Origin of the sequence: Kitasatospora sp. NPDC086009 (genome assembly GCF_044540385.1) — a bacterium.
Taxonomy (GTDB): domain Bacteria; phylum Actinomycetota; class Actinomycetes; order Streptomycetales; family Streptomycetaceae; genus Kitasatospora.
Genome location: NZ_JBITSA010000015.1, coordinates 174347 through 200963, shown reverse-complemented (window position 1 = coordinate 200963; position 26617 = coordinate 174347). Strand labels below are relative to the sequence as shown.

The following is a 26617-nucleotide window of genomic DNA, read 5'->3' as shown; positions in this document are numbered from 1 at the left end:
GTCCTGGACGTACTTTTGACGCCCCGTCGGAACCCCGCGTCCCCTTACCGCCCGGGCAGCCCGGTCGCCGGGGGCTCCGCCGTGTCGGGCGCGACCGGGCAGGGTAGAGGGCGGGTGGCCTGTCGGTGGGGTGGAGGGACTGTGCCGTGCCTTGGTGGGTGCTGCTTGTCGTCGCCTACGGGTCGACCGCGGCCTGCGCCGTCCGGTACCGGCGCGCACTCCGCGTCTTCCTGGACGCTCCGGTCGTTCCGCGGGCGCCCGGCGAGGAGTTCACGCTCTACGAGGTGGCCTTCCTGCAGCTCTACGAGGACCGGGTCGCCCGGGCGGCCATGGCCGCGATGGTGCCGGGCGGGCGGCTGAGGGCGCGGGACAAGGTGCTCACCGTCATCGATCCCGTGCCGCGCGACGCGGTCGAAGCCGACGTGATCAAGGTGATCGGGCTTTCGCCGAGCCGCCGGACCTGGCGCCGGATGGACCGGTTCCAGTGGAGCCGGGCCGTCCTCGCGATCGGTGACCGGCTCGGCGACCAGGGGCTGGTGCGGCACCCCGGCCGGTCCCGGGCGGCGCAGCGGAGCCACACCTGGCTGGTGTGGGCCCAGGTGGCGTCCGTCGCGATGGGACTGACCGCCGTCGGCCTGGCCGCCGCCGAGGGAGGCCGCGCGTTCCTGGTCCCGCTCGTGGCCACGGCCGTCCTCCTCGCGGTCGGCTGGAAGGCCGCCGCCCCGCCGGTGAGCGGCCACTACTGGCACTGCAGCCGGACGGACGCGGGGCGGGCCGCGCTGGAGGCCCACTACGCCGACCACGAGCCGTGGATCCCCCGCACCAACGACGATCTCTCCGCGCACGACGCCGAGTTGCTCGCCACCGCCGTTCGTCGGGGCGGCTTCACCGGCAGGCTCGGCCCCCTCTCCGGGGCCGTCTCCTGGCCCGAAGGCCCACGCACCGGGCCGCCCGTCGACGACCCCCCGGGGCTCGGCAGTCTCTGACGCGACGCCGGGCCCGGCGCCCGACCTGGCACCCGGAACGGCGCCCGGCCCGGCCCCCGGGGCGGGCGCCAGGAGGTCGCCCGCCCGCCGCCCCTCCCCCGTCGGACGACGGGTGCCACCGGGATGCTACCCGTCGGTAGGATGCCACCCCTGCACGGAACAGGCACAGCACAGCACAGCAGGGGCACCGCAGGGCACAGCACAGCAGGGCACAGCACGGCACAGGCGGGACGGGGACGATGGGGATACGGCTGCTCGGACCGGTCGAGCTGTGGCGCGCGGACGGCGAGGCGCCGCGGTCGGCGGTGCGAAGCGGCGGGCGGTGCTCGCCCTGCTCGCGCTGGAGCTGGGCCGGACGGTGGCGGTCGAGCGGCTCTTCGAGCTGATGTGGGGCGACGAGCCTCCGATCCAGGCGAAGGCGGCGTTGCAGGGGCACGTCGCGGCGCTGCGCAAGGTGCTGGCCGGCTCGGGGTTCACGCTCACCACCCGCGCGCCCGGCTACCGGCTCGACGGCGACCCCGGGGCGGTAGACGCCCTCGCCGCCGGGGCACTGGCCGCGCGGGCCGCCGAGACCGCCGACGACGCCACCGCCGCCGGGCTGCTCCAGCGGGCGCTCGGGCTCTGGCGCGGCGCCGCCCTGGCCGATCTTCCGGCCACCCCGCTCTGCACCGATCTGGCCGGCCGGCTCGACGAGGGCCGGACCGAGGCCCTGACCGCGTGGGCGCGGCGCCAGCTGCGGCTCGGCCTGGGCCACGCGGCCGTCCCCGTCCTGGAGCAGAGCGTCCGCGCGGACGGACTGCGGGAGCCCACCGCGGCCCTGCTGATGCGCTGTCTGCACCAGAGCGGGCGCGGTGCGGACGCACTGCGCGTCTACCACCGGGCCCGTGTCCGGCTGGACGAGGAACTGGGCGTCGCACCGGGGCCCGCGCTGCAGGAGGCCCTGGCCGAGCTGCCGGCCACCGACCCCCCCGGCCGGGGCGCCCCTACCCGTCAGGCCCCCGACACCCCAGACACCCCAGACACCTCCGACACCTCCGACAACACGGCCGCCGTCGGGCCGCCGGCGGCCGTCGGGGACCTGCCCGGGCCGCCCCGGGGCTTCGTCGGGCGCTCGTCGGAGCACCACTGGCTCGACCGGCAGTGCGGGCCCGACCGGACCGGGGACGGCCTGGCCGTGGTGACCGGCCCCGCCGGGGTGGGCAAGACCGCGACGGTGCTCCACTGGGCCCACCGCGTCGCGGCGGGCTTCCCGGACGGCGTCCTCTTCGCGGACCTGCGCGGCTTCGACCCCGCCGGTCCGGGCGACCCGGCCCAGGCCCTGGGCCGCTTCCTCCGCGCGCTCGGCCTCCCCGAGCAGGCGATCCCGGAGGACCGGGCCGTGCGCGCGGCACTGTTCCGTGACCGCACCCAGGGGCGCCGGCTGCTCGTCGTGCTGGACAACGCGCGGTGCGCCGCCGAGGTGGCCGACCTGCTGCCGTCCGGGCCCGGCTGCGCCACCGTGATCACCAGCCGGAACAGCCTGGAGGACCTGGTCGTCACCGACGGCGCCGCGCTGCTCCAGCTCGCCGCCCTGCCGTCCGCCGACGCGCACCGGCTGCTGGAGCGCCTGCTCACCGCCGAGCGCGTGGCGGCGGAGCCGGAGCCGGCCGGGCGGCTGATCGGTCTCTGCGACCGGCTCCCGCTGGCGCTGCGGATCGTGGCCGCCCGGCTCGCCGCCCGCCCGGGCTGGCGGATCGCCGACCTGGTGGACGAGCTGAGCGACGAGGGCACCCGGCTGGCCGCGCTCGGCACCCAGGGCGGGGCGGTCAGCGTCCGGGCGGCGCTCACCCTGACGCACCACCATCTCCCGGACGGCGCGCGGAGCCTGCTCGCGCTGCTGACCGTGCACCCGGGCAGCACCACCGACCCGTACGCGGCCGCCGCGCTGCTGGACACCGACGCCGAGGGCGCCCGGCACGCGCTCGGCCCGCTCACCGCGCACCACCTACTGGCGGAGCAGACGCCCGGTCGCTTCGGCCGGCACGACCTGGTCCGGCTCTACGGTTCGGAGCTGTTCGCCCGCTTCGCCCCCGAGCGGCGACGGGCGGCGTTCCGGCGCCTGGTCGACTACGAGCTCGTCGCGACCGGCCTGGCGGTCCGGCGGATCAACCCGTACCACGAGCCGTTCCGGTTGGCCGGGCCCGGGCCGCGCGCGCTGCCGCGGCTCGGCGACGTCCGGTCCACGCTCGCCTGGTGCCACGCCGAGGAGCCGGTGCTCCGCGCGCTGGTGACGGCCGCGACCGATCGCGGCGAGTACGAACGCGCGTGGCGCCTGGCCCGGTCGGCCTCGATCCTCTACTACGGCGCCGGGCGGGTCGCCGACCGGCTCGACTGCCTGCGGGTCGGGCTGCGGGCCGCCCGGCTGGACGGCGGCCGGGAGGGGCTGGCCGCCATGGAGGCGGCGACGGCCTGCGCCCTCGGCTCCAGCGGACGCGTCGCCGAGGCGCTGCCGCTCGCCGGGCGGGCCGTCGGCCGGACCACCCCGGACGACGGCGAACTGCACATCCACGCCCTCTCCGTACGGTCCTCGATGGCCGCCCTGTCCGGCGACCCGGCCGAGGCGGACCGGATCGCGCGGGCCGCCCTCGCCCTCATCCGGGCGAGCGGACTGCGCGAGCACGCCGCCACCGTGCTCAGCAACGCGGCGGCGATCAAGGTGGTGATGGGCGAGCCGGTGGCCGCGCTGGAGCACGCCCGCGAGACGCGAGCGCTGCTGTCCGACCGTCCGACCGCCAACGCCCACCTGTGGGCGATGGTCAGCGAGGCCCTCGCCCGGCAGGCGCTGGGCGAACCGGAGGCGGCCGAACGGGTCTGGCGGGAGGCGCTGCACCTGTGCGGGTCGAGCGGCAACGTCCGGCTGCACGCCCTGGCGCGGCGTCACTTCGCGGACTTCCTGGCGGGGACGGGACGCACCGAGGAGGCCGGCGACCAGCTCCGGGCGGCGGGCGAACTGTACACCGCGCACGGGGACGTCCGGCTGGCCGAGGACCTGGACGGGCGGCTGGCCGGACCGGCGGGCCGCCGGACCCCGGCGGGCCCGACCGCGATCGCGCCCACCCCCCGGGCCCGCCACGGCCTGCGACTCGCTTAGCACGGGACACCGGAGACGAGATGACCATCCATCACCTGAACTGCGCGACCATGTGCCCCGTCGGGGGCCGACTGCTCCTGGGCAGCGGCGGACCGCTGATCGGCCGGCTGACGGCCCACTGCCTGCTGGTGGAAGGCACGGACGGACTGGTCCTGGTCGACACCGGGTTCGGGACCGCTGACGTCGCGGACCCGCGGCGGCTCGGGCGGTCCTTCCTGCGGACGGTCCGGCCCCGGCTCCGGCCGGCCGCCACCGCGGTGCACCGGATCCGCGCGCTCGGCCACGACCCGCGCGACGTCCGCGACATCGTCCTCACCCACCTCGACCCCGACCACGCCGGCGGGATCGGCGACTTCCCGCACGCCCGGGTCCACGTCCTGGCCGACGAGCTCCGGGCCGTCGAGGCCCTGGCGACCCGCGGGGAACGCGACCGCTACCGCCCGGTCCAGTGGGCCCACGGTCCGCGCTGGGTGGAGCACCGACCGGACGCCGCCACCGAGAGCTGGTACGGCTTCCGCGCGATCCCGGCGCCCTGGCGCGGGGCCCCCGACCTGCTGCTCGTGCCCCTGCCGGGGCACACCCGCGGCCACTGCGGCGTCGCCGTCCGGGAGGCCGACCGCTGGCTGCTGCACTGCGGCGACGCCTACTTCTCGCAGACGGACGTCGACCCCGCCGCACCCCGCCGCCCGCCCGGGCTGACGGCCTTCCAGCGCATGATGGCGTTCGACAACGGCGCCCGCCTGCAGAACCGGGAACGCCTGCGCGAACTGCGCCGCGCGCACCACGACGAGGTCCGACTGATCTGCGCCCACGACCCGGCCGACTTCCCCCGCCCGCCGGCACCGCACCCGGGACGGCCCTGACCGGCGGTGGGTCCGGGCGCCGGCGGGTGCGTCGGGGCACCGGCGGGCACGCCGGGGCGCGGCGGGGCACGGCGCCCCGACGACGGCCCCGGACCGCCGGGTCGCTACTCCGGGGAGCCGCCGGCAACGGCCACCGGCCGCCGCGTGGCGGCGACGGCGCCGCCGACCGCCTTCAGCGCGTCGACCTCGCCCTTGCCGAAGAAGCCGTTGTCACCCTCGGTGCCGACACAGCGGGTGTCCGAGGCGGGACACGGCTGCGGGTCGGCCTGGGCGGCGAGGCGTTCGCGGATCCCGGCCGGGGTGAGCGACGGGTCGGTGCTCGCGATGAGCGCGGCGACACCGGTGACGTGCGGGGAGGCCATCGAGGTGCCGCTCATCATGCCGTAGCCCCCGCCGGGCACGGTCGAGTACACGTCGGCGTCACCGTCGCCGCCCGGCGCCGCGAGGGCGATGACGCCCTCGCCGTAGTTGGAGTAGGACGCCCAGCCGCCGCCGACGGCCGTGGAGGCGACGGCCACCACGCCCGGAAGCTCGGCGGGGACGTCGAGGCAGGCCTTGGTGACGGTCCGTTCGAAGGGCTCGGAGTCGCTGGGGCTCGACGTGTCCGTCGGCGTTCCGGCGAAGTCCTGGTTGGCGTTGCCGGCGGCGGCGACCTGGAGCGATCCCCGGCTCTCGGCGTACTCCTGGGCGCGCCTGACGCCCTCGATGATGGCGGCCTGGTCCGGGTTGTCCGGGCAGTTGAACAGCCACGGGTCGGTCTCGTTGCTGCTGTTGGTCACCCGGAAGCCGTGGTCACCGGCCCAGACGAGCCCGCACACGGCGTTCTCGGCGTAGGTGAGGCTGCCCGGCTCCGCGGTCCGGACCGAGGCGATCTCCACGCCCGGGGCGACGCCGACGACGCCCACGCCGTTCCTGGCCGCGGCTATGATCCCCGCGACGTGGGTGCCGTGCGAGCCGATGGCGCGCCAGGATCCGGCCCGGGTGTCGGTCCTGCCGTAGGCGCAGGAGACGGAGTCGGCGGCGTCGAAGTTGGGCGCGAGGTCCTGGTGCAGGTCGTCCACACCGGTGTCCAGCACGCCGACCTTGACGGTGCGGGAGCCGGTGGTCACGTCCCAGGCCTGGTCGGCCCTGATCTGACTCATGTTCCAGCCGACGGTCTCGTCGGGGGCCTCGTCCGACTCGTCGGGGGCGGCCGGCACCGCCGGGGCGTAGGCGTCGGCCGGCACGTCGGCGGTGCGGGTGGCGCCCACCTGCTGGATCCCGGGCACGCCCCGCAGCGTGGTGGCGAAGTCGCCGGTGGTCGAGTGCGCGACGACCACGCCGATCGCGTCGTAGGAGGCGAAGACCGTGCCCCCCTTCGCCACCACGGCGGCCTTGGCGGAGTGGACGTCGGCGGGTGCGCTGATCACCAGGTACGAGCGGATCCCGGCGGACCAGCCGGGCGGGGCCGCCTCCGGCGTGGAGGCGGGGATGGCCGTGAGCACCGCGGGGACGCCGACCGCCACCGCGGTCAGGGCGGCGACAGCGAGGACCCGACGACCGGTCCGCCGACGTACCAGGGGTGACATGTGTTCTCCGATCAGCCCGTCTGCAAGGCGTTCGCACGAGGTCTCGACGCAACGTGCCAGGGCAATGATCCCTTGAACCGGGGACCGCTCACGACACACCCCTGTCACCCGCCGAAACAGCACCGCTCTCCGGCCCCGCGGCCGGCCCTCTCCCACGGCCGGCCCCTCCCCCGGGCGGCCGCGCGCCGGTCAGGGCTTGACGGCCACGGCGGCGTAGGCGGAGGCCTCGGCCTCGGTGATCTCCGGGCCGGAGCCGTCCGGATCGGGCCGCCAGCGGTGGGTGGCCACCACACCGGGGTCGCGGATCTCCCAGCCGTCGAGGAAGCTCCGGACCTCCTCGCGGCCGCGCATCCGCACCGGGGTGCCGGCGGCGGCGTACACCTGGCTGACGCGCTCGGCGGCGGCGGGCGCGAAGTCCGCCGTGCCGTGGCTGATCACGAGGGCGCTGCCGGGGGCGAGCGCGCTCTTGAGCCGGTCCACCACGGCGTGCGCCTGCCGCTCGTCCGGGATGAAGTGCAGGAGCGCCACGAGGCTGAGGGCCACCGGCCGCGCCAGGTCCAGGGCCTCCCGCAGCTCCGCGGACTCCAGGATGGCCTCGGGCTTGTGGATGTCGGCCTGGAGGTAGACCGTGCGGCCCGCCGGGTTGGAACGCAGGAGGGCCTGGGCGTGGGCGAAGACGATCGGGTCGTTGTCCGTGTAGAGCACCCGGGCCTGCGGGTTGACCTGCTGGGCGACCTCGTGGAGGTTGGGGCTGGTCGGGATGCCGGTACCGATGTCCAGGAACTGGTCGATCCCCGTACCGGCCAGGAAGCGGATGGACCGGTGCATGAACGCCCGGTTCGCCCGGGCCGCGACGGGCGCCCAGGGAAAGACGGCCAGGGCCTGCCCCGCGGCCTCGCGGTCGGCCGCGAAGTTGGTGGTCCCGCCGAGGTAGTAGTCGTACATCCGGGCCGAGTGCGCCCGGTGCAACTGCAGATCGACCTCGACGCCGTCGTGACTTCCCCTGCTCCCCGCCATCTGTCCCCCCGCCTTGTCGGCCCGTGGCCGCGCCACCCCCATGCGCCATGCGGCGCGCGCTCAGGCGCGCCAGGGCGCACCTCTCAATGGAGACATCTGCCCACGACCGATGCCGGTCAACCGGCGCGGCGGCCGCTGCGACCGGCGCCTCACTGAACCGGTCCAAGCTATGCCACCGGCATGTGACGATCCATCAGTATCGTCTGCGTATTCATCATATTACTTTCAGTCAGTATTCTTGATTCTCTCTTTGCACACAGCCGCCCCTGCTGCGCTTGCATGTTCCACGGGGGCCTCAACCGTTCCCTCGCTCAGGCTCGGTGGCCCCACACCGCAGACACGAGGAGGACCGACATGACGATCGACCGGCAGGCGCCGCCCCCGACGGGCGGGCGCAGGGGAGGGCAAGCCATGAACGACAGCAGCGCACCGGACGGTCCCCGCTTGCGGCTCACCTTCGAGGCGTTCTGCGCCACCCACGAGCGGGCCTGGTCGGGCTTCGCCCGCACCCAGGTCGGCGCCGACCACGGCGCCGCCGAACTGATCGTCGCCGAGATGAAGGCCCACCTGCGTCGCAACTGGTCCCTCGCCCTGCGCCAGGAGATCCCCGCCGCCTACGCCTGGCGCCTGCTCAAGGAGCACCTCGGCGCTTGGCTGGACGCCCAGAGCCAGCCCACCGCGGTGCAGATCGCCGCGATGGACGCCGTGATCGGACACTTCTGCCGACAGGCCCGGCTCAGCCTGGAAACCCTGCCCGAGCAGATCGGCCTGCTCACCGCGATCCTCGCCCTACCCGAGCGCCAACGCGACATCATGGTCCTCACCTACTGCCTCGACCTGGACGACGACGAGGCCGCCGCCTACCTCGGCACGCCGACCGCCACCCTGCGGTCCAACCGCCGCCACGCCCGCCGGCGGATAGCCAAGGCCATCGGCCGACCCGACCTCTCGGACAGGGAGTCCCGGTGAACCGCAATCTCGACCACCCCGGCCTCACCTCCTGGCTCGACGGCGGCCCGGCCTGCAACGGCTGGCCGACCGACACGGAAGCGGGAGGCCGGACCGAGGTCTTCACCGGCACCGCGGCCGCACCGCCCGTGCAGCCGCCGCGGATCACCGTCGCACCGGCACCCTTCCCCTCCGCCCACGAGCAGGCCGCCCACGAACTCTCCCTCGCCATCGCCCTGGTCCTCAACGCACCGCAGGCCGGCGCGTCCCTGAAACAGCTGGTCAACGGGTCCCGGATCCACCCGGAGGGCGCGCTCGTCCTCGCCTGTCTGCTGGCCCTCACCGGCCGGGTGGACGCCGCGCAGTTCTGGTGGCAGTTCGCGGCCGGCTCCGGCAGCACCACCGCCGCGTACCTCCTCCACCTGCACCACCAGCAGGCGGGCGAGACGCGGGACGCCGCCTACTGGCGCGCCCAGGCGGAGAACCTGGCCGAGAACTCGCGGCACCGCGCCGGACCCCACCGCCCCGCCACCGCGCTGCTCCCCGAGCAGGTGCGGCACGACATCCTCGCCCGCTGCCACGACGGTCTCGCCCCCCGCCTCCCGCCCCGGCTGCAGGCCGTCCTCAACCAACTCGTCGTGGACGGCGAGGACGAGGACTTCGGCGAGATCCCCCAGCCGTCCGCCAGCCTGGTCGAGGACCTCGCCGCAGCCCGGTGACGCGACCCGGTGAGGCAGCCCGGACGACGCGTCAGCCGGGTGCGGCGGCCCCGGGTGGCGCGGCCGAAGGGGCGCCGCGCCGGCCGCCACCCCCGGCCACGGGCCACCGCCACCGGGGCGGGGTGCGCCGACGCGGTGTCCGCGTACCCCACCCCACCCCGGCCGCCCGGCGCTACCTCGGATCACGGTTGAAGACCGACTTCGACCAGAGGTAACCAAGGACGGTGAGCGCCAGGCACCAGGCGACGGCGAGCCAGCCGTTGTAGCCGATCCCGCTGCCGAGCAGCAGGCCGCGCAGGGTCTCGATGGCCGGCGTGAACGGCTGGTACTCGGCGATCGGCTGGAACCAGCCCGGCATCGCGTCGACCGGGACGAAGGCACTGGAGATCAGCGGCAGGACGATCAGCGGCAGCGCGTTGTTGCTCGCCGCCTCGGCGTTCGGGCTGACCATGCCCATCCCCACCGCGATCCAGGTGAGCGCCAGGGCGACGAGCGCGAGCAGACCGAAGGCGGCCAGCCACTCCAGGGCGGTGGCGTCCGTGGAGCGGAAGCCGATGGCCACGGCGACGGCGCCCACGAGGAGGACACTGGCGACCGACTGCAGGACGCTGCCGATGACGTGTCCGACGAGGATCGACCCGCGGTGGATCGCCATGGTGCGGAAGCGGGCGATGATGCCCTCGGTCATGTCGTTGGAGACGGACACCGCCGTCCCGACCACCGTGCCACCGATGGTCATCAGCAGGATGCCCGGCACGACGTAGGCGATGTACGCGGAGCGGTCGGCGCCGCCGCCCATCCCCGCGCTCATCACGTCCCCGAACACGTAGACGAAGAGCAGCAGCAGGACGATCGGGGTGAGCAGCAGGTTCAGGGTGAGTGACGGGTAGCGCCGGGCGTGCAGGAGATTGCGGCGCAGCATCGTGGAGGAGTCGCGCACGGCGAGGGAGAGGGAGCTCATCGGACGGTCTCCTTGGACTGGTCGGTGCCGCCGGTCAGGGCGAAGAACACGTCGTCGAGGTCGGGGGTGTGGACGGTGAGTTCGTCGGCCTCGATGCCGGCGGCGTCCAGCCGGTCGAGGACGGCGCGCAGGTCGCGCTGGCTGCCGTCGCTGGGGGTCCGCAGGGCCAGGGCCTCGTCGTCGCGGGTGACGTCGCGCAGGGCGAGGGCGGCGGACCGGTAGGCCGCCGGATCGGCGAAGCGCAGCCGCACGTGGCCGCCGGGGATGAGTCGCTTCAGCTCGTCGGCGGTGCCTTCGGCGGCGATCCGGCCGTCGTTCAGGACCGCGATGCGGTCGGCGAGTTGGTCGGCCTCCTCCAGGTACTGGGTGGTGAGGAAGACGGTCACGCCGCCGGTGACGAGTTCGCGGATGATCTGCCACATGGTGTGGCGCGAGCGCGGGTCGAGGCCGGTGGTCGGCTCGTCGAGGAAGATGACCCGCGGGCCGCCGACCAGCGTCATGGCGATGTCCAGCCGGCGCTTCATGCCGCCGGAGTAGGTGGAGGCGGGCTTCCCGGCCGCCTCCACCAGGTCGAAGCGTTCCAGGAGTTCGGCGGCGACCCGGCGGCCCTCGCGCTTGGACAGGTGGTGCAGGTCGGCCATCAGGAGCATGTTCTCCTCGCCGGTGATCAGGCCGTCGACGGCGGAGAACTGCCCGGTGACACCGATCGCGGCGCGCACCGCCTGCGACGCGGTGGCGATGTCGTGGCCCGCCACCCGGGCCTGCCCGCCGTCGGCCCCGATCAGGGTGGAGAGGATCTTGACGACGGTGGTCTTGCCGGCCCCGTTCGGGCCGAGCAGCGCGAACACGGACCCGGCCGGGATCCGCAGATCGATGCCGTCGAGGACGGTCTTGTCGCCGTAGGACTTGCGCAGACCGACGGCGGAGACGGCGACCGGTGGCAGGTGACCGTCGGCCCGCCTGGGTGTGGGCATGGCGGATGAAGGCATGAGCCCTCCCGTTCGAGAACTGAAGTGACTGGGGCGTGTGCGAGGTGGCGGTGCCGGGGCTCAGGCCGCGGCACGGAGGAGGTCGATGGTGCTCTGCCGGGTGTGGTTCTTTCGGCCCACGACGTCGTCGATCGTCTCCGGGATCACTGACGTCGCGAGGCCGATGACGCTATGGTGGCACCATGATGGCGCCATACGCAAGCCTTTATGGCACCCACCCTGACATCGGCCTCGTGCCACGCATTCCCGGGCCTCCCATCGGCCCGATCCCGGAGCAAGCACCCCCCAACGACCGGGCACCCCGCACCCCGCAGCCCCTGGAGACAGCACCCGGGGCGCCTCATGACGTCTCATGACACCAGATGACACCAGATGGCACCACCCACGCGCCAGGCGATGCCACGACGCCACCCGCAGGCACCCCACCGGCCCGCCCGACATCCGCCCCGGCCCCGGCCCCCGGCCCCGGACGAGCACCCGGCCCCCGACCCGCGACCCCCGGCCCGCGACCCGCCCGCCCTGCCACCGCGCGGGTCGCGGCATAGCCTGGACGCAGGACCGGACGCGGTGCCGTGCGAGCACCGGGCTGCCCCGCGACGCCGCCCCGCAGTCAGGAGGAGCCGGCCATGAGAAACCCCGTCGTCGTGGGCGTCGCCGCCTCGCAGTCGAGCCTGGAGGCCGTGGACTGGGCGTCGGACGAGGCCTGGCTGCGCAACGCGCCGCTCCGCGTGGTCCACGCCTGGTTCGGTGAGGCGGCACACGCTCCCGCGGGTCAGGAGACCCGGCTCAGCAAGGACGCGGGCGCCAGCCTGCTCGACGCGGCCCGCGAACGCGCCCTGCTGAGGCACCCCGGCCTCGCCATCGTCACGGAGCTGGTGGACGACCATCCGCGGCAGGCGCTGGCGGCAGCGGCCGAGGAGGCCCTGCTCCTGGTCCTGGGCGCCCGGGGTACGGGGGGCTTCCCCCGCCTGCTGCTCGGCTCGACCAGTCTCCGGGCCGCCGGCCACGCCGCCTGCCCGGTCGTCGTCGTGCACGACACCGGGGCCGGCGCCGGCGGCGGCGTGCTGGTGGGCGTCCAGGGCAAGGGACACGACGACGAGGTACTCGCCTACGCCTTCGACTCCGCGCGGCGCCGGAACCTCCCCCTGTTCGCCGTCCACGCCTGGGCCTATCCGCTGGTCGCCGGGCCCGCGCACGACCTCCCGCTGGTCTACGAGGAGGCGGACATCGCCGCCGAGCACGACCGGCTGCTGGCCGAGGTGCTGGCCGGCCCGCGCGAACAGTTCCCGGACGTCACCGTCACCGCGACCGCGGTGCGGTCCAACCCGGCCCGCGAGCTGGTCGCCGGGTCGCAGACCCAGCGACTGGTCGTCGTCGGACGCCACGGTGAGCAGCGCGGACCACTCGGCAGGCTGGGCTCGACCAGCCAGGCGGTCGTCCGGCACGCCGGCTGCCCGGTCGCGGTCGTTCCGGTCTGAGCGCCCGGCCCGCCTCGACCCCCGCAGCCCCCGGAGTCCCGCTCACCCGACGTGGACGCGGGGGCGCCGGCCGCGGTCCGGCTCGGCCTCCCGCAGCACCTCGCGGGTGACCGGCGCGACCTCGCCGTGGCCGAACAGGAAGAACCGCAGGAACTGGGCGAACGGGTTGCCCTCGGTCCATTCGAAGTAGATGTGCGGCTGCTGCCCCGTCCGGTCCCGGACTTCCATCAGGAGGGCCGCCAGGGCGTTCGGCACGCTGGAGCTCTCCAGGGTGAGCACCCGGTAGCGGTCGTGCAGGACCTCCCCGCGGACGTTCAGGACGGTCTCGAACTCCGACGGGTCGAGCACGGTGACCTCGACGAAGACCAGGTCGTCCTCGGCGGGGATGTCGTTGTCCGCCCGGATCTGGCGCTTCTTCTCCTGGTACTCCGCGAGGTCCCGGCTGTTCGGCTCGTTGGCGATCAGGCGCAGCGGGCGGTGCGTGTAGTCGCGGACGAACCGCTCGGCGGCCTCGTCGAACGCGACGTCCGTCACCCGCAGCTCGAAGGCCCGCTTGAGCCGGGAGAGCAGCGACAGCAGGATGATGCCGGCGATGAAGCAGGCACCGATCTTGACGCCGTCCGGCCGCTCGGCGATGTTCAGCGCCGTGGTGTAGACGAAGACCGCCGCGATCACCGCGAAGCCGATGGTCCAGTTGCGCTGGCGGGCCTTGTGCGCCGCGATGGTGACGGCGATCGCGGCCGAGCTGATCAGCACCAGCACGCCGGTGGCGTACGCGCCGCCCTGCGCGTCGACGCTCGCGTCGAAGATCCAGGTCACCAGGAAGGCGATCAGGGTGAGCACGATGACCATCGGCCGCACCGCCCGCGCCCAGGCCGGCGCCATGCCGTAGCGCGGCAGGTAGCGGGGCATCAGGTTGAGCATGCCCGCCATCGCCGACGCGCCGGCGAACCAGAGGATCAGGATCGTGGCCAGGTCGTAGACGCTGCCGAAGGCGCTGCCCAGGTACTCGTGCGCCAGGTAGGCCAGGGCCCGGCCGTTGGCCTCGCCGCCGGGCTCGAACGCCGCCTTCGGGATCAGCAGGGTGGTGATGAAGCTGGTGGTGATCAGAAAGACGCTCATGATCAGCGCGGCCGTGGTCAGCAGCTTCCGGGCGCCCCGGATCCGGCCGGTCGGCCGTTCCTCGGTGTCCTCCGGATCGCCCTCGATGTGCGGCATCACCGCGACGCCGGTCTCGAAACCGGACAGGCCGAGCGCGAGCTTGGGGAAGGTGATCAGTGCGACGCCGATCATCGCGACCACGTTGCCGTGCTCGGTGGTCAGCGCGTCCGACCAGTCGGTGACCAGGTGCGGGGAGCGCGCGACCTCCCAGAGCCCGGTGGCCACCACGACCACGTTCAGCGACAGGTAGATCGCGACCAGCACCACGGCCAGGCCGATCGCCTCGCTGAAGCCCTTCAGGAAGACGCCGCCCAGCAGCGCGACCAGGACGAGCGTGATCAGCACCTGCCGGCCGCTCAGCGCGCTCTGCAGGTGCGGGTTCTCCACCAGGTGCGCGGTGGCGTCGGCGGCCGACAGGGTGATGGTGATCATGAAGTCGGTGGCGGCGAAGCCCAGCAGCGCGAGGACGAAGAGCTTGCCCTTCCAGAACGAGAGCAGCCGCTCCAGCATCGCGATCGAGCCCTCGCCGTGCGGGGACTCCTTCGCGACCCGCCGGTACACCGGCAGGGCGCCGAACAGCGTCACCAGCACCAGCACGATGGTCGCCACCGGGGACAGCAGGCCGGCCGCCAGCGCGGCGATGCCCGGCTGGTAGCCGAGCGTCGAGAAGTAGTCCAGACCGGTCAGGCACATCACCCGCCACCAGCGGGCGCCCTGGTGCTCGACGGGCGCCTGCGCGTGCGGCCCGGGGTACTGCTTGGCCATGTCGGCCAGCCCGTCCAGCAACCACGCGCGCAAGCGCTGCCGCCCCGACGCCGCGGCCCCCGGATCGGCTGAACCCGACGAAACCAAGCCGCACCCCTGTCCACCGACCCACGCCGCCTCACCGTCGGGCGACGGCAAGGCGACAGGGTATGCGGCTCGGATCATCGGACCGGGCAGCGCCGGGGCGATGTCGCCGCAATGGCGGAACACTCTCCCCCGGCCGCAGGCACACGCGGCCGCCCGGCCACGGCTGCCCGCGCCCGGCCCCGGCAGCAGGCGTCGCGGTCCCGGCGGCCGGACGGCGACGACCCGCCGGCGACCGGGCGACGGACAGCTCGGCCGGGGCGCCGCGGCGAAGAATATGAGCACGGCTCACAGCGATGATTCGCCCGTGGAACACCCGATGCGGCACAGTGGCCCCATGAGCGCGGACACGAGGAGTCACCGGGTGGCCGGGCAGGGCGGACCGGGCCGGCGGCGGCCGGTGCAGCAGCGCAGCCAGGAGCGCTACGAGCGGCTCCTGGACGCCTGCGCGGGACTGCTCGACGAGGTCGGCGCGGCCGCGCTCACCACCAAGGAGGTCGCGCACCGCGCCCAGGTGCCAATCGGCACGCTGTACCAGTTCTTCGCCGGCAAGGAGGACCTGCTGGCCGCGCTCGCAGGCCGCAACCTCGACCACTACCTGGAGCGCCTCGACCGCCGGCTGCTCGACGCGGCGCCGACCGGTACCGCGGGGTTCACCGACCTCGCGGTGGACGAGTTCGTGGCGATGAAGCGGGCCGTCCCCGGTTTCGGCCAGGTGGACTTCGGGCTGGCCGGCACGGCCGTGCCCGCCGGGGTCCGGGACGACCTGCACCTGCTCGACACCGACCTCGACAACAACACCGCCGTCGCGCTGCGCCTCCAGGCCCTCGGCGGCGACCTGTTCGCGACGGCCGACCCGGCGGCGCTCACGCTCGCACTGCGGGTGGCCCTGGAGGCGGCGGACGCCGTGCTCAAGCTCGCCTTCCGGAGCGCTCCGGACGGGGATCCGGCGCTGATCGGCGAGTGCAAGCGACTGGTCCGCTGCTACCTCGCCGAGCAGTTCGGCTCCCACTGACCGGGCCCGCCCCGTGCCCCGCCCGGCGACGTCGACCGGCCCACGACGACACCCGCCCCCCGCACCGGCCGCACGGCCAAGCCGTTGCGGGCCCGCCCCCGCCGCAGCAGAGTGGAAGCAGAACGGCCGCCCGCGCGGCCATCGCGACCCGAGGAGCAGACCATGCACGCAGCGGTAGGTGACCAGCTCCACATCCACAGCAGGGCGGTGGGCATGGTCGACCAGAAGGGCGAGATCATCGAGGTGCGCGGCGCGGAGGGCGAGCCGCCGTACATGGTCCGCTTCGAGGACGGCCACACGGGGCTGATCTACCCCGGCCCCGACTGCAACATCGAGCCCCGCCAGGCGCTCCGCTGACCCATCCGGCCGCCACCCCGGGCCCGACCGGCGCGGGGTGGTGAGCCACGTGTCCGAGCCCGCACTGCCCGGCCCGCTCGCCGGGCTCGCCCCGCTGCTCGACGAGTACGGCTACGCGGCCGTGGCGCTCTTCGTCCTGCTGGACAACTGCGGCATCCCCGCGCCCGGCCAGACCATCCTGGTGCTGGCCGCCGTCTACGCCGGCGCCGGGCACCTCGACCTGGCCGCCGTGGTCGGGATCGCCTTCGCGGCCGCCGTCCTCGGGAACAGCCTCGGCTATCTGATCGGCAGCACCGGCGGCCGCGCCTTCGTCCACCGGTGGGGCCGCTACGTGCTGCTCACCCCCGCCCGGATGGAGCGCGCCGACGGCTTCTTCGCCCGGCACGGCGGCAAGGTCGTCACCGTGGCGCGCTTCGTGGACGGGCTGCGCCAGACCAACGGCATCATCGCCGGCACCACCGAGATGCCCTGGCGGCGGTTCCAGCCGTTCAACGTGCTCGGCGCAGCGCTCTGGGTGGGGGTCTGGTCCGCCTTCGGCTACCTGGCCGGGGCCAACATCGGGGCCGTGTACCGGACGGCGGTCCGGTACCAGCTGTGGCTGCTGGTCGCCGTCGGCGTGCTCTGCGCGGCGCTCGCCGCCCGGCAGCTGCTGCGCCACCGGCGGCGCCGCCGCGAGCACGCCGACCACGGCTCCTGATCCCGCGCGGCACGCCTCAGCGCAGCGGGAACACCTCGAAGGGGACAGCGAACCGGGTGCCGAGCCGGCTGCCGGCGCCCCGGCCGAAGCCCTCCAGGAACTCCTGCGGATCGGCCATCGCACCGCCCAGCCCGGCCAGGTACGCCTTGTGCTCGGCGAGCGAGGCGACGCCCTTGTCGAAGTGCTCGGTGGTGTCCACGGCGTGCCGCGACTCGGGCGAGCCGGCCGCCCAGACCGCCCGCACCCCGTTCCACGGCTCGTACCCCTCGGCCACCAGCTCGCGGAACACCCAGCGGTTGGCGGCGTCCCGGACCGCGTCCAGGGTGGCCCGGCCGACCGCGATGTGGTCGGCCTGGTTGAGGAAGACCCCGCCGTACGTCTCACGGAAGTTGCTGGTGATGACGATGTCCGGGCGGTGGCGGCGGACGGCCCGGGCGATGTCCCGGCGCAGCGGCAGCCCGTACTCCAGCACCCCGTCCGGGTGGCCGAGGAACTCGACGGTGTCGACGCCGACGACGGCGGCGGAGGCGATCTGCTCGGCCTCGCGGAGCGGGCCGCAGTCCTCGGGGCTCATCGAGTCGATGCCGGCCTCGCCGCTGGTGACCATCACATAGACCACCTTCTTGCCCTGGGCCGTCCAGCGGGCGACGGCGGCGGCACCGCCGTACTCCATGTCGTCGGGGTGGGCGACGACCGCCAGCGCGGTCTGCCAGTCCTCGTCGACGGGCTCGAACGGCTCGGGTGCCTGCTGGTCGTTCATGGTGGTGCCGCCTCTCGGTGTCGCGCTCCGCACAGTCTCCGGGACCGCACGGTGGTCATACAGTCGTACCGCTGGCGACTCTAGAAGATCACCGAGTCGATCGACCGCCGGCCACCGCCCCGGGCAGGCCGGCGTCCCCGGAGGACGTCACTCCGGTTCTCTACCCGCCCGCTCCGCACGCTCCCCACACTCCTCCGGGCATCACTCCGAGGCAACTTGCAGAGAGTTCTCTGCAGAGACGCCTATGCAGAGAACTCTCTGCACCCTACGATGGCGCCATGACCGAACACCCCGCCCCCACCGAGCCGCCGGACCCGACCGAGCCGCAGCCGCAGCCGCAGCCGCCGGCCGACCGGCCGCTCCGCCGGCTGGACGCCCGCAGCCTGCGCGGGCTGGCCCATCCGCTGCGGATGCGGATCTTCGAGCTGCTGAAGCTGGACGGTCCCGCCACCGCCACCCGGCTCGCCGAACGGCTCGGCGAGAACACCGGCACCGTCAGCTGGCACCTGCGCCACCTCGCCGAGCACGGCTTCATCGAGGAGGACACCGGACGCGGCACCAAGCGAGAGCGCTGGTGGCGGCGGATCCCCGTCCGCAACGAGCTGAACACCGCCGAGTTCCGGGACGACCCGGACAGCCGGGGCGCGGTCGCGCTCTACACGCACGAGCTGGTGCAGCAGTACTTCAACCGCGTCACCTCCTACCTCAGCGAGGACTGGGCGGGCGACTGGCGCAACTCCGGCACCATCGCGGACTGGACCAACCTGCGCCTGACGCCGCCTCAGCTCAAGGCCCTCAACGAGGAGTTGTTCGAGGTGATCGGCCGCCACACCCCCGCCCCGGACGCCGACCCGGCGCCGGACGCGCTGCCGGTCGTGGTGCAACTGCAGTCCTTCCCCCGTACCTCGCGCGGTGCCGAATGAGCGCCGGCGCCCCCGGCTCGCTGCTCCGCCGCAACCGGGACTTCCGGCTTCTCTTCACCGGCGAGGTCGCCGGCAGGTTCGGCGGCGCCCTCACCAATCTGTCGTTACCGCTGATCGCCGTCGGTGTCCTGCACGCCGACGCCTTCGAGGCCGCCCTGCTGGTCGCCGCGAAGTGGGTGCCCTGGCTGCTGATCGGCGTGCCGGCCGGCGCCTGGGTCGACCGGATGCGCCGACGGACGGTCATGCTCGTCTCCACCGCCGTCTCCCTGGTGCTCCACCTCACCGTCCCCGCCGCCGCCGTGCTCGGCGTCCTCACCACCGGCCAGCTCCTCGCGGTCGCCGCGGCGACCGGCGCCGCCGAGGTCTTCTTCCAGACCGCGTACACCGCCTACCTCCCCACCCTCGTCGCCGAACCGGACCGCGCCGAAGGGAACGCCGCCCTGCACGGCAGCGCCTCGGCCGCCCAGATCGTCGGGCTCGGCGCCGGCGGCGCCGCCGCCCAGACCTTCGGCCCGGTCAACAGCCTGCTCGCGAACACCGCCACGTTCCTCCTCTCGCTCCTCTCCACCGCCGCCATCCGCACCCGCGAGCCCGCCCCGGCGGCACGCCGCGGCGACCACCCGGGCACCGCCCCGAGCCCCCGCCCGAACCTGCGGCGCGAGGTCTCCGAGGGCCTACGCCTGATCACCGGCGACGTCTGGCTGCGCACCTTCGCCCTCCACGGGGCGCTGGCCAACATGGCCCTGATGGCCTACCAGTCGATCCAGGTCGTCTTCCTGGTCGAGCAGGCCCGTCTCTCCGACGGCGCGATCGGCGCGGTGGTCGGCGCCGCCGGTGCCGGCGGCGTCCTCGGCGCGGCCGTCGCCCGCCGGGTCGGAGCCGCGATCGGCACCGCCCGCGCCCTGATGCTCTTCCTGTTCTGGGTGCCGATGCTGGCCCTGCTGATCCCGCTGACCGGGCCGGGCGCCGGTGTCGCCTGCTACGTCCTCGGCGGTTTCGCCGTCTCGGCGGGCATCGTCGCCGGCAACGTCCTCCGGGCCACCTTCCAGCAGCGCCACGTCCCCGCCCGGGTGCTCGGCCGGATCAGCGCGAGCGGTTCCTTCCTCAACTACGGCGCCATCCCCCTCGGCGCCCTGGCCAGCGGCGCGACCGCCTCCGCCGTCGGGGTGGTGCCCGCGATGTGGCTGGCCACCGCCGCCGTCCCGCTCGCCGCCGCCGTCCTCTGGCTGTCCCCGCTGCCCCGCCTGCGCGACCTCCCGGACGGCTCCGCCGCGCCGGCCACCCCGGCCGCCTCCCCCACCCCGGTCGGCCGACCCTGACGGGGCGGCACCCCGCCCCCCGGCACCCCGCCCCCCGGCACCCCGCCCCCGGCGCCGCGACACCGAGCCGTCCGGCGCGCCGACACCGGGCCCGCCCCGGCCCGGAGCCGTACGTTTCTCGTATGGCACGGAGCGCACGAGCCGGCCGGCTCGCACCCCCCAGCTGGATCACCGCGGGCCTGCGCCCACAGCCCGCACCGATCCCCTGGGCGGCCGTGGCCCGCGCCGCCGTCGCCCTCTCCGCGCCGCTCGCCGTCGGTCTCGCGGCCGGGCAGCCCCAGTACGGCGCGCTGGCCTCCATGGGGGCGCTCTCCGGAGTCATCGGCGACACCGCCGACGCCTACCGGATGCGGGTCTACAACATCGCCGTCCCCCAGCTCTTCGGCGCCGTCGGCGTCACCCTCGGCACCCTGGTGTACGGGGAGGGCTGGCTCGCCGTCGTCGTGCTCACCCTGATCGCGCTGGTCTCCGGCATGATCTCCTCGATCGGTTCGGTCGCCTCGGTGTCGGGGCTGCTACTCCTGCTCAACGCCGTCGTCGGGGCCGGCCTGCCGATGCCGGCGCCCTGGTGGAAGCCGCCGCTGCTGCTCCTCCTCGGCGGCCTGGTGGTGCTCGCGCTCACCCTGTTCGCCTGGCCGCTGCGCGGTGGCGTCCCGGAGCGGACGGCGGTCGCGCAGACGTACCGGACCGTCGCCGACTTCCTCCGGGCGGCGGGCACCCCCGCGCACGACGAACGGCGCCTGGCCGTCACCCACTCGCTCAACCGGTCCTACGACCTGCTGCTCGCCCACCGCACCCGCCGGCACGGCCGCTCCCCCGGCCTCACCCGGCTGCTCGCCCAGCTCAACGCCGTGATCCCGGTCGTGGAGGCCGCCTCGGCGGCGAAGCTGCGCCCGGCCTCGCTCGGCCCGCTGCCGGACGCCTACCAGGCGGCGGCCCGGGCCCTGGCCGACACCGTCGAGCGGGGGCGGCCCGGCGAGCCGCACACGCTGGACCTGCCACCGCCGACCGGTCCCTCGGAGCGGGCCGTCGACCAGGCGCTGCGGTACGCGGCCGCCGTCGCCGGGGAGCCCGCGCCGGACCCGTTCGGCGGGGCCGACCGGCTCGGCCGCCCCGCCGTGCTGCACGTCCGGGCCCGCCGCACGGCCCGCGCGGCCCTGCTGTCCGGGGCGTCCTGGCGCTACGGCCTGCGGCTGGCCCTGTGCATCGGCGTCGCCCAGACGCTGGTCTCGGTGATCGCCGTGCCCCGCTCGTACTGGGTGGCGCTGACCGTCACCTTCGTGATGAAGCCCGACTTCGGCTCGGTCTTCTCGCGCGCCGTCCTGCGGGCGTTCGGCACGGCGGTCGGCCTGCTGATCGCCATCCCGGTCCTCGCCGAGGTGCCGCGCGGGTGGTGGGACGTGCCGACCATCGCCCTGCTCGCGATGCTGATCCCGGCGTTCTCCGCGAAGGGCTACGCCTTCCAGACCGCGGCGATCACCCCGGTCATCCTGCTCCTCTCCGACCTGCTCAACCACCAGGGGTTCCGGCTGGTGGCGCCCCGGCTCTACGACTCGCTGATCGGCTGCGGGGTCTCGCTGATCGCCGGCTACCTGCTCTGGCTCGAGTCCTGGCACACCCGGATCGGCGACCGGCTCGCGGACGCCGCGGCGGACACCGCGGCCTACGTCAGGCTGGCGTTCGACGCGGACCCCGGCCGGGACCAGTCGGCCCGGCTCCGCCACCGGCGCAGGCTCTACCGCGACCTGTCCGCCGTGCGGTCGGAGTTCCAGCGGGCGCTCACCGAACCCCCGCCCACCGGGGCGCGGGCCGCCGCGTGGTGGCCGCTGGTCATCGCCGTCGAGCGGATCGTGGAGGCCACCACCGCCACCCGGGTCCGGATCGACCACGGGGTGCCCCCGCCGCCGCCGGCCGAGGTCGCCGCCATCACCCGTGAGCTCGACGAGCTCGCGGCGGCCCTGCGCGCCGACGCTCCGCGACCCGCGACCCCTCCGCCGTCCGACCCGGCCGCCGGCACCGGGCGGACCGGCGGAGAGACCGGGCCGGAGACCGGCGAGGAGTCCGGCGGAGAGTCCACCGAGGACGGCGTGCTGGCGCCGCTGCGCCAGGAGGTGCGGGCCGCCCGGGCGATCGCCTCCCCGGGCCCGGGCTGAGCACCGGCACCCCCCTCACGCGGGACGCCTCCCCCGGCCCGGCGTGAGCACGCACCACGCGGGACGCCTGCCGACCCCGCGCTCAGTCCTGGATCCGCCGCCAGGGCCGGTCCGCCTCCAGCGCGAACGCCAGCTCCAGCAGCAGCCGCTCCCGGCCGTGCGCGGCCGACAGGTGCACCCCGATCGGCAGCCCGTTCCCGGCCGACTCGGCGGGCAGCGAGATTCCCGGACCGCCCGTCACGTTGTTCACCGGGGTGAAGGCCACGTACCGGCCCAGCCGGTCCAGCAGCTCGTCGAACGCCACGTTCGGGCTCAAGTGCCCTATCGGCGGCGCGACATGGGCCAGCACCGGCGAGAGGATCACGTCGTGCTCGCGGAACAGTCCGCCGTACGCCGCCTCCGCCTGCCGGAGCCGGCGCAGCACGCCGGGCGTGCGCAGGAACTCCCGGTGGAAGCGCCGCCGCAGACCCGTGGTCAGACCGTCCAGCTTCCGCGCCTGGAAGCCCGGGTCCAGCAGCAGCCGGCCGGTGGTGGCGATCATGAAGGCGATGCAGCCCCAGTAGAGCGTGAAGTCGCGGGAGAAGTCCTCGCCGAACGGCAGCGTCGCGGGCGTGACCTTGTGCCCCATCGCCTCCAGCCGCGCCGCCGTCCGCTCGACCGCCTGCCGGGTCGGCCCGTCGGTGACGGCGATCGGGGAGTCCACCACCAGGCCGACCCGCAGCGGCCGGTCCCCCGGGCCCTCCACCAGTCCGAGCGGCGGCAGCGCCGGATTGCGGTGGTGGAGTTCGGCGGCGGCGAAGAAGGCGGCGGTGTCCCGGACGGAGCGCGTCACCACACCGTCCGTCACCAGGTCGATCGGCAGCCGGCGGCCCTGGTCGTTGGCGACCAGCCGGCCGCGGGTCGGCTTCAGGCCGACCAGGCCGCAGCAGGCGGCCGGTATGCGGATCGACCCGCCGCCGTCGTTGGCGTGCGCGATCGGCACGACGCCCGCCGCGACCAGCGCGGCCGCGCCGCCGGAGGAGGCCCCCGGCGAGTGCGAGGTCCGCCACGGGTTGCGGACCGGCCGGGCCTCGGCGAACTCGGTCGAGGCGTTGAGCCCGAACTCCGGCATCCTGGTCTTGCCCAGCACCGCCAGGCCGGTGCTGAGGAACTGCTCGGCGAAGCCGGCGTCGCGCCGTGCCGGCTTGGCGCGGAACGCCGAACTGCCCTGCCCGGTGGGCATCCCCCGCAGGTCCACGTTGTCCTTGAGGTAGCTCGGGACCCCGAACAGCGGGGCCCCACCACCGGCCGGGGCGCTGCGCGGCTGCCCGTACGACGCGAACGCGACGGGTGCCAGCGCCGCGTCGACCCGCTCGGCGCGCGCCGCCGCGGCGGCGGCCAGCTCACCGGGAGCGACCTCGCCGGACCGTACCAGCGCCGCCAGCGCGACCGCGTCGTGCTCCCCCAACGCGTCGTCCCCGAACGCGTGGACCCGCTCCTCGGCCATCCGAACTCCCCATCCCTACCGGTCGGTAATACCGCGCGAGTTCCGCAGTCTAGGCGTGCTCCGCCCGCCCGGACACCCCACCGGACGGCCGGGGCGGGCGGGCCCGGCCGTCCGGCCCTGGTCCGGGATGCCCGATCCGACGCGCCGAGGGCAACGCCGTGAGCAACGCCCGCCCGACGCCGTGCGGGCCTTCGGTGCTCCCGCCCCGGCGGCATCCCCCCGTACGCTGAGGTGCCCCGGGAACACCCCTGCGGTGTCGCCCGGGACGCCCGGCAGCACCCAACGAGCCCTCTCCCGAAGGCGGTCCGCCATGACCCGACTCCCGGTCGCCGTACTCGGCGAGTGCGTCGCCGACGCGTTCACCGACTCCTCCGCCGAGCGGCGCCCCGGCGAACTCGCGCTGCGCGTCCTGCCCGGCGGCGGCCCCGCCAACACCGCCGTCGCGCTGGCCCGGCTGGGCACCCCGACCCGCTTCCTCGGCCGGATCTCCGCCGACCCCTTCGGGGCGCTGTTCCGACAGCACCTCGACTCCTCCGGCGTCGACCTCGGCGGCAGTGTCGCGGCGGCCGAACCCAGCACCCTGGCCATCGCCACCGTGGACGAACTGGGCCAGGCCCGCTACTCGTTCCACGCCGAGGGCACCGCCGACTGGGCCTGGACGGCGGCCGAGCTCGGCGCCCTCCCGCTGGCCGGCGTGGGCTGTCTGCACACCGGCTCGCTCGCCCTGGTCCGCGAGCCCGGCGGCCCCCGCGTCGAGGAGTTGCTGACCCGGGCCCCCGGCCGCCCGACCGTGTCGATCGACCCCAACGTGCGTCCGCTGCTGGTCGATCCGGCACGCTACCGGTCCCGGCTCCCGCACTGGTGCGCGGCCGCCGACATCCTGCGGCTCAGCGCGGACGACCTCGACCTGCTGCTGCCCGGCGTCAGTCCCGAACGCGCCTGCGACGACTGGCACCTGGCCGGTGTCAGACTGGTCGTGATCACCCTGGGCGGCCGGGGCGCGCTGGCCTCGCTGGACGGCGAGCGGCTGACCGTCGACGCCCCGCGGACCGACGTGGTCGACACCATCGGCGCCGGCGACGCCTTCACCGGCGGCCTGCTGCACCACCTCGGCGGGATCGGCCGGCTCGGCGGCCGCCTCGACGCGCTGACCCCGGAGGAGGTGCACGACGCCTGCCGCTTCGCCGCCCGGGTGGCCGCCCTGACCTGCTCGGTCGCCGGCCCCAACCCGCCCTGGCACGCCGACCTCCGGGACCGGGCCGACTCGTAGCCCGACGCCCCGCACCGGTGGCCCGTGCTCCGGCATCCCGTCGGCCGCCCCGGGTAGGCTCCGAAGATCACCCGTACACCGACCGTCGGCCCCTCGACCCTCGCCCGGCACACCACGATCACTCCGCGATCCCACCGTGTTCCCACCGAAGGCAGGCCCCCTTGCTCGACTACGACGACACCGGGTTCCGCCGCGCCGGCGCCCCGCACCGGATCATCTCCGGCGCCCTGCACTACTTCCGCGTCCACCCCGACCTCTGGGACGACCGCCTGCGCCGGCTGCGCGCGATGGGCGCCAACACCGTCGACACCTACGTCCCCTGGAACTTCCACGAACTGTCCTCCGGCGAGGTCGACTTCACCGGCTGGCGGGACATCGCCCGGTTCGCCGGGCTGGCGCGGGCGAACGGCCTGGACGTGATCCTGCGCCCCGGCCCGTACATCTGCGCGGAGTGGGAGTTCGGCGGCCTCCCGGCCCGCCTGCTCGCCGCCGACGGCTTGCGGCTGCGCTGCGCCGACCCGGCGTTCCTGGCCGAGGTGGACGGCTGGTTCGACGCCGTGGTGCCCGAGATCCTGCCGCTGCTGGCGAGCCGCGGCGGCCCGGTGGTCGCCGTCCAGATCGAGAACGAGTACGGCAGCTACGGCGACGACGCCGGGTACCTGGCCCACCTGCGCGACGGCCTGCTCGGCCGGGGCCTGGACTGCCTGCTCTTCACCACGGACGGCGCCGAGGACGCCCTGCAGCAGGGTGGCGCGATCCCCGGCCAGTTGGCCACCGCCACCTTCGGGTCGCGGGCCGCCGAGCGCTTCGCCGTCCTGCGCCGCCATCAGCCCAAGGGCCCGCTGACGGCGATGGAGTTCTGGATCGGCTGGTTCGACCGGGTCGGCGGGCCGCATCACGTCCGCGACGCCGGGGAGTCCGCGCGCTCCCTCGACGAACTCCTCGCGACCGGTGCCTCGGTCAATCTCTACATGGCCCACGGCGGCACGAACTTCGGCTTCTGGTCGGGCGCCAACCACTTCGGCGCCCATCCGTACGACGCCGGGTACGAGCCCACCTCCACCAGCTACGACTACGACGCGCCGATCGGCGAGGCGGGTGAACTGACCGAGAAGTTCCACGCGTTCCGGTCCGTCATCGCCAAGTACGCCCCACTGCCGGACACGGCGCTGCCGGAGCCCGCCCCGCGCGTCGCGCCGCAGCGGCTCGCAAGCCCGACCGGCCGTGCCCGCCTGCTGGCCTCCCTCGACGCGCTGTCCACGCCGGTCCGCAGCGCGACGCCGGAGCCGATGGAGCGGGTCGGCCAGTCCCTCGGCCTGATCCACTACCGCACCCGGGTGCCCGGCCCCCGCCCGGCCGCGGCGCTGCGGATCGACGGGATCGGCGACCGGGCCCACGTCTTCGCCGACGGCGTGCCGCTCGGCGTCCTGGACCGCAATGCCCCCGGCGGGACGCTGCCGCTGGAGAGCGGCCCGGCCGGTGCGGCGCTCGACGTCCTGGTGGAGGCACTCGGCCGGGTGAACTACGGCCCTCAGCTGGACGACCGCAAGGGCATCGGCCGCGGCGTCTCGCACGGCTCCCAGCGCCTCTTCGACTGGGAGATCCGCCCGCTCCCGCTCGACGACCTGGGCCCGCTCGCCTTCGGTGACGCCACCGCACCGGCCGCCGACGGCGACCCGGTCTTCCACCGCTTCGAGGCCGCGCTGGACGCCCCCGCCGACGCCTTCGTCGCCCTCCCGGACTGGGGCCGGGGCCTGCTCTGGCTGAACGGCTTCCTGCTCGGCCGCTACACCCGGCAGGGCCCGCAGCGCACGCTGTACGCGCCGGCCCCGCTCTGGCGGGCCGGCCGCAACGAGCTGGTCGTCCTCGAACTGGAGACCCACGGGGAGGCGGTCGAACTCCGCGACACGCCGGACCTCGGCCCCACGGCGGCGGCGCCCAGCGCGGACTACTGAGCCCCCCGGAGCG

Annotated in this window: 21 protein-coding genes; 14 read left to right on the top strand and 7 right to left on the bottom strand. The window is 74.9% G+C overall.

What is annotated here, in order from left to right; all coding sequences use genetic code 11:
* Positions 1-146: 146 nt before the first annotated feature.
* The 3 genes from ACIF6L_RS29775 to ACIF6L_RS29765 all read left to right on the top strand — a co-directional run bounded on the left by ACIF6L_RS29775 (position 147) and on the right by ACIF6L_RS29765 (position 4979).
* Complete coding sequence (locus ACIF6L_RS29775; RefSeq protein ID WP_396492610.1) at positions 147-986, top strand: TIGR04222 domain-containing membrane protein; 840 nt, start codon at positions 147-149, stop codon at positions 984-986.
* Positions 987-1257: 271 nt separating this feature from the next.
* Positions 1258-4116 (top strand): AfsR/SARP family transcriptional regulator, encoded by a 2859-nt coding sequence (locus tag ACIF6L_RS29770; RefSeq protein ID WP_396490589.1) that lies wholly within the window; start codon positions 1258-1260, stop codon positions 4114-4116.
* A 20-nt stretch (positions 4117-4136) separates the two neighbouring features.
* Positions 4137-4979, top strand: coding sequence for an MBL fold metallo-hydrolase (locus ACIF6L_RS29765; protein WP_396490587.1), 843 nt, complete (start codon positions 4137-4139; stop codon positions 4977-4979).
* A 104-nt stretch (positions 4980-5083) separates the two neighbouring features.
* On the opposite strand, the gene ACIF6L_RS29760 is transcribed toward ACIF6L_RS29765, so the two are convergent.
* Positions 5084-6547, bottom strand: a complete 1464-nt coding sequence (locus tag ACIF6L_RS29760; RefSeq protein ID WP_396490585.1) for a S8 family peptidase — start codon at positions 6545-6547, stop codon at positions 5084-5086.
* 189 nt (positions 6548-6736) lie between these two features.
* Positions 6737-7564 (bottom strand): SAM-dependent methyltransferase, encoded by an 828-nt coding sequence (locus ACIF6L_RS29755; protein ID WP_396490583.1) that lies wholly within the window; start codon positions 7562-7564, stop codon positions 6737-6739.
* Between the two features lie 411 nt (positions 7565-7975).
* Between ACIF6L_RS29755 and ACIF6L_RS29750 the strand changes: the two genes are divergently transcribed.
* Together ACIF6L_RS29750 and ACIF6L_RS29745 are read left to right on the top strand one after the other, a co-directional pair.
* Positions 7976-8533, top strand: coding sequence for a sigma factor-like helix-turn-helix DNA-binding protein (locus tag ACIF6L_RS29750; RefSeq protein WP_352293922.1), 558 nt, complete (start codon positions 7976-7978; stop codon positions 8531-8533).
* Complete coding sequence (locus ACIF6L_RS29745) at positions 8530-9231, top strand: hypothetical protein (protein WP_396490582.1); 702 nt, start codon at positions 8530-8532, stop codon at positions 9229-9231. Before ACIF6L_RS29750 ends, ACIF6L_RS29745 begins: the two co-directional genes overlap by 4 nt.
* A gap of 172 nt (positions 9232-9403) precedes the next feature.
* Here the strand turns inward: ACIF6L_RS29745 and ACIF6L_RS29740 are convergent, their stop codons facing one another.
* Together ACIF6L_RS29740 and ACIF6L_RS29735 are read right to left on the bottom strand one after the other, a co-directional pair.
* Positions 9404-10192: an ABC transporter permease gene (locus ACIF6L_RS29740; protein ID WP_396490581.1), complete on the bottom strand. Its 789-nt coding sequence runs from the start codon at positions 10190-10192 to the stop codon at positions 9404-9406.
* Positions 10189-11166, bottom strand: a complete 978-nt coding sequence (locus tag ACIF6L_RS29735) for an ATP-binding cassette domain-containing protein (RefSeq protein WP_396490579.1) — start codon at positions 11164-11166, stop codon at positions 10189-10191. The genes ACIF6L_RS29740 and ACIF6L_RS29735 overlap by 4 nt, the downstream gene beginning before the upstream one ends.
* 641 nt (positions 11167-11807) lie before the next feature.
* Here ACIF6L_RS29735 and ACIF6L_RS29730 point away from each other — a divergent pair.
* The gene (locus ACIF6L_RS29730; protein WP_396490577.1) at positions 11808-12659 is read left to right on the top strand and encodes a universal stress protein; all 852 of its coding nucleotides are present in this window, start codon (positions 11808-11810) and stop codon (positions 12657-12659) included.
* A gap of 42 nt (positions 12660-12701) precedes the next feature.
* On the opposite strand, the gene ACIF6L_RS29725 is transcribed toward ACIF6L_RS29730, so the two are convergent.
* The gene (locus ACIF6L_RS29725; protein ID WP_396490629.1) at positions 12702-14585 is read right to left on the bottom strand and encodes an amino acid transporter; all 1884 of its coding nucleotides are present in this window, start codon (positions 14583-14585) and stop codon (positions 12702-12704) included.
* A gap of 421 nt (positions 14586-15006) precedes the next feature.
* Here ACIF6L_RS29725 and ACIF6L_RS29720 point away from each other — a divergent pair, with 421 nt between their 5' ends.
* From ACIF6L_RS29720 to ACIF6L_RS29710, 3 genes are all read left to right on the top strand, one after another.
* Positions 15007-15684, top strand: coding sequence for a TetR/AcrR family transcriptional regulator (locus tag ACIF6L_RS29720; protein ID WP_396490575.1), 678 nt, complete (start codon positions 15007-15009; stop codon positions 15682-15684).
* 162 nt (positions 15685-15846) lie between these two features.
* Positions 15847-16041 carry a DUF1918 domain-containing protein gene (locus tag ACIF6L_RS29715; RefSeq protein ID WP_329491028.1) on the top strand — a complete coding sequence of 65 codons (195 nt, stop codon included), beginning with the start codon at positions 15847-15849 and terminating at the stop codon, positions 16039-16041.
* A 49-nt stretch (positions 16042-16090) separates the two neighbouring features.
* Positions 16091-16738, top strand: coding sequence for a DedA family protein (locus ACIF6L_RS29710; RefSeq protein WP_380389935.1), 648 nt, complete (start codon positions 16091-16093; stop codon positions 16736-16738).
* Positions 16739-16754: 16 nt separating this feature from the next.
* Here ACIF6L_RS29710 and ACIF6L_RS29705 read toward each other — a convergent pair whose 3' ends face one another.
* Complete coding sequence (locus tag ACIF6L_RS29705) at positions 16755-17498, bottom strand: PIG-L deacetylase family protein (RefSeq protein WP_329491026.1); 744 nt, start codon at positions 17496-17498, stop codon at positions 16755-16757.
* Between the two features lie 278 nt (positions 17499-17776).
* Here ACIF6L_RS29705 and ACIF6L_RS29700 point away from each other — a divergent pair, with 278 nt between their 5' ends.
* From ACIF6L_RS29700 to ACIF6L_RS29690, 3 genes are all read left to right on the top strand, one after another.
* Entirely contained in the window at positions 17777-18421 is a 645-nt protein-coding gene (locus ACIF6L_RS29700; protein WP_396490572.1) for an ArsR/SmtB family transcription factor, read from the top strand.
* Positions 18418-19740, top strand: coding sequence for an MFS transporter (locus ACIF6L_RS29695; RefSeq protein WP_396490570.1), 1323 nt, complete (start codon positions 18418-18420; stop codon positions 19738-19740). Before ACIF6L_RS29700 ends, ACIF6L_RS29695 begins: the two co-directional genes overlap by 4 nt.
* 122 nt (positions 19741-19862) lie before the next feature.
* The gene (locus ACIF6L_RS29690) at positions 19863-21893 is read left to right on the top strand and encodes an FUSC family protein (RefSeq protein ID WP_396490569.1); all 2031 of its coding nucleotides are present in this window, start codon (positions 19863-19865) and stop codon (positions 21891-21893) included.
* 82 nt (positions 21894-21975) lie between these two features.
* Here ACIF6L_RS29690 and ACIF6L_RS29685 read toward each other — a convergent pair whose 3' ends face one another.
* Positions 21976-23379: an amidase gene (locus ACIF6L_RS29685; RefSeq protein WP_396490568.1), complete on the bottom strand. Its 1404-nt coding sequence runs from the start codon at positions 23377-23379 to the stop codon at positions 21976-21978.
* A gap of 310 nt (positions 23380-23689) precedes the next feature.
* On the opposite strand from ACIF6L_RS29685, the gene ACIF6L_RS29680 reads away from it, so the two are divergent.
* Together ACIF6L_RS29680 and ACIF6L_RS29675 are read left to right on the top strand one after the other, a co-directional pair.
* Complete coding sequence (locus ACIF6L_RS29680) at positions 23690-24649, top strand: carbohydrate kinase (RefSeq protein WP_396490567.1); 960 nt, start codon at positions 23690-23692, stop codon at positions 24647-24649.
* A 161-nt stretch (positions 24650-24810) separates the two neighbouring features.
* Positions 24811-26604, top strand: coding sequence for a beta-galactosidase family protein (locus ACIF6L_RS29675; RefSeq protein WP_396490566.1), 1794 nt, complete (start codon positions 24811-24813; stop codon positions 26602-26604).
* The last annotated feature ends 13 nt before the right edge of the window (positions 26605-26617 follow it).

Coding starts and splice junctions, on each gene's coding strand:
- ACIF6L_RS29765 (WP_396490587.1), top strand. CDS start 4,137: ATGACCATCCATCACCTGAACTGCGCGACCATGTGCCCCGTCGGGGGC.
- ACIF6L_RS29760 (WP_396490585.1), bottom strand. CDS start 6,547: ATGTCACCCCTGGTACGTCGGCGGACCGGTCGTCGGGTCCTCGCTGTC.
- ACIF6L_RS29755 (WP_396490583.1), bottom strand. CDS start 7,564: ATGGCGGGGAGCAGGGGAAGTCACGACGGCGTCGAGGTCGATCTGCAG.
- ACIF6L_RS29750 (WP_352293922.1), top strand. CDS start 7,976: ATGAACGACAGCAGCGCACCGGACGGTCCCCGCTTGCGGCTCACCTTC.
- ACIF6L_RS29740 (WP_396490581.1), bottom strand. CDS start 10,192: ATGAGCTCCCTCTCCCTCGCCGTGCGCGACTCCTCCACGATGCTGCGC.
- ACIF6L_RS29735 (WP_396490579.1), bottom strand. CDS start 11,166: ATGCCCACACCCAGGCGGGCCGACGGTCACCTGCCACCGGTCGCCGTC.
- ACIF6L_RS29730 (WP_396490577.1), top strand. CDS start 11,808: ATGAGAAACCCCGTCGTCGTGGGCGTCGCCGCCTCGCAGTCGAGCCTG.
- ACIF6L_RS29725 (WP_396490629.1), bottom strand. CDS start 14,585: ATGGCCAAGCAGTACCCCGGGCCGCACGCGCAGGCGCCCGTCGAGCAC.
- ACIF6L_RS29720 (WP_396490575.1), top strand. CDS start 15,007: ATGAGCGCGGACACGAGGAGTCACCGGGTGGCCGGGCAGGGCGGACCG.
- ACIF6L_RS29715 (WP_329491028.1), top strand. CDS start 15,847: ATGCACGCAGCGGTAGGTGACCAGCTCCACATCCACAGCAGGGCGGTG.
- ACIF6L_RS29705 (WP_329491026.1), bottom strand. CDS start 17,498: ATGAACGACCAGCAGGCACCCGAGCCGTTCGAGCCCGTCGACGAGGAC.
- ACIF6L_RS29700 (WP_396490572.1), top strand. CDS start 17,777: ATGACCGAACACCCCGCCCCCACCGAGCCGCCGGACCCGACCGAGCCG.
- ACIF6L_RS29695 (WP_396490570.1), top strand. CDS start 18,418: ATGAGCGCCGGCGCCCCCGGCTCGCTGCTCCGCCGCAACCGGGACTTC.
- ACIF6L_RS29690 (WP_396490569.1), top strand. CDS start 19,863: ATGGCACGGAGCGCACGAGCCGGCCGGCTCGCACCCCCCAGCTGGATC.
- ACIF6L_RS29685 (WP_396490568.1), bottom strand. CDS start 23,379: ATGGCCGAGGAGCGGGTCCACGCGTTCGGGGACGACGCGTTGGGGGAG.
- ACIF6L_RS29680 (WP_396490567.1), top strand. CDS start 23,690: ATGACCCGACTCCCGGTCGCCGTACTCGGCGAGTGCGTCGCCGACGCG.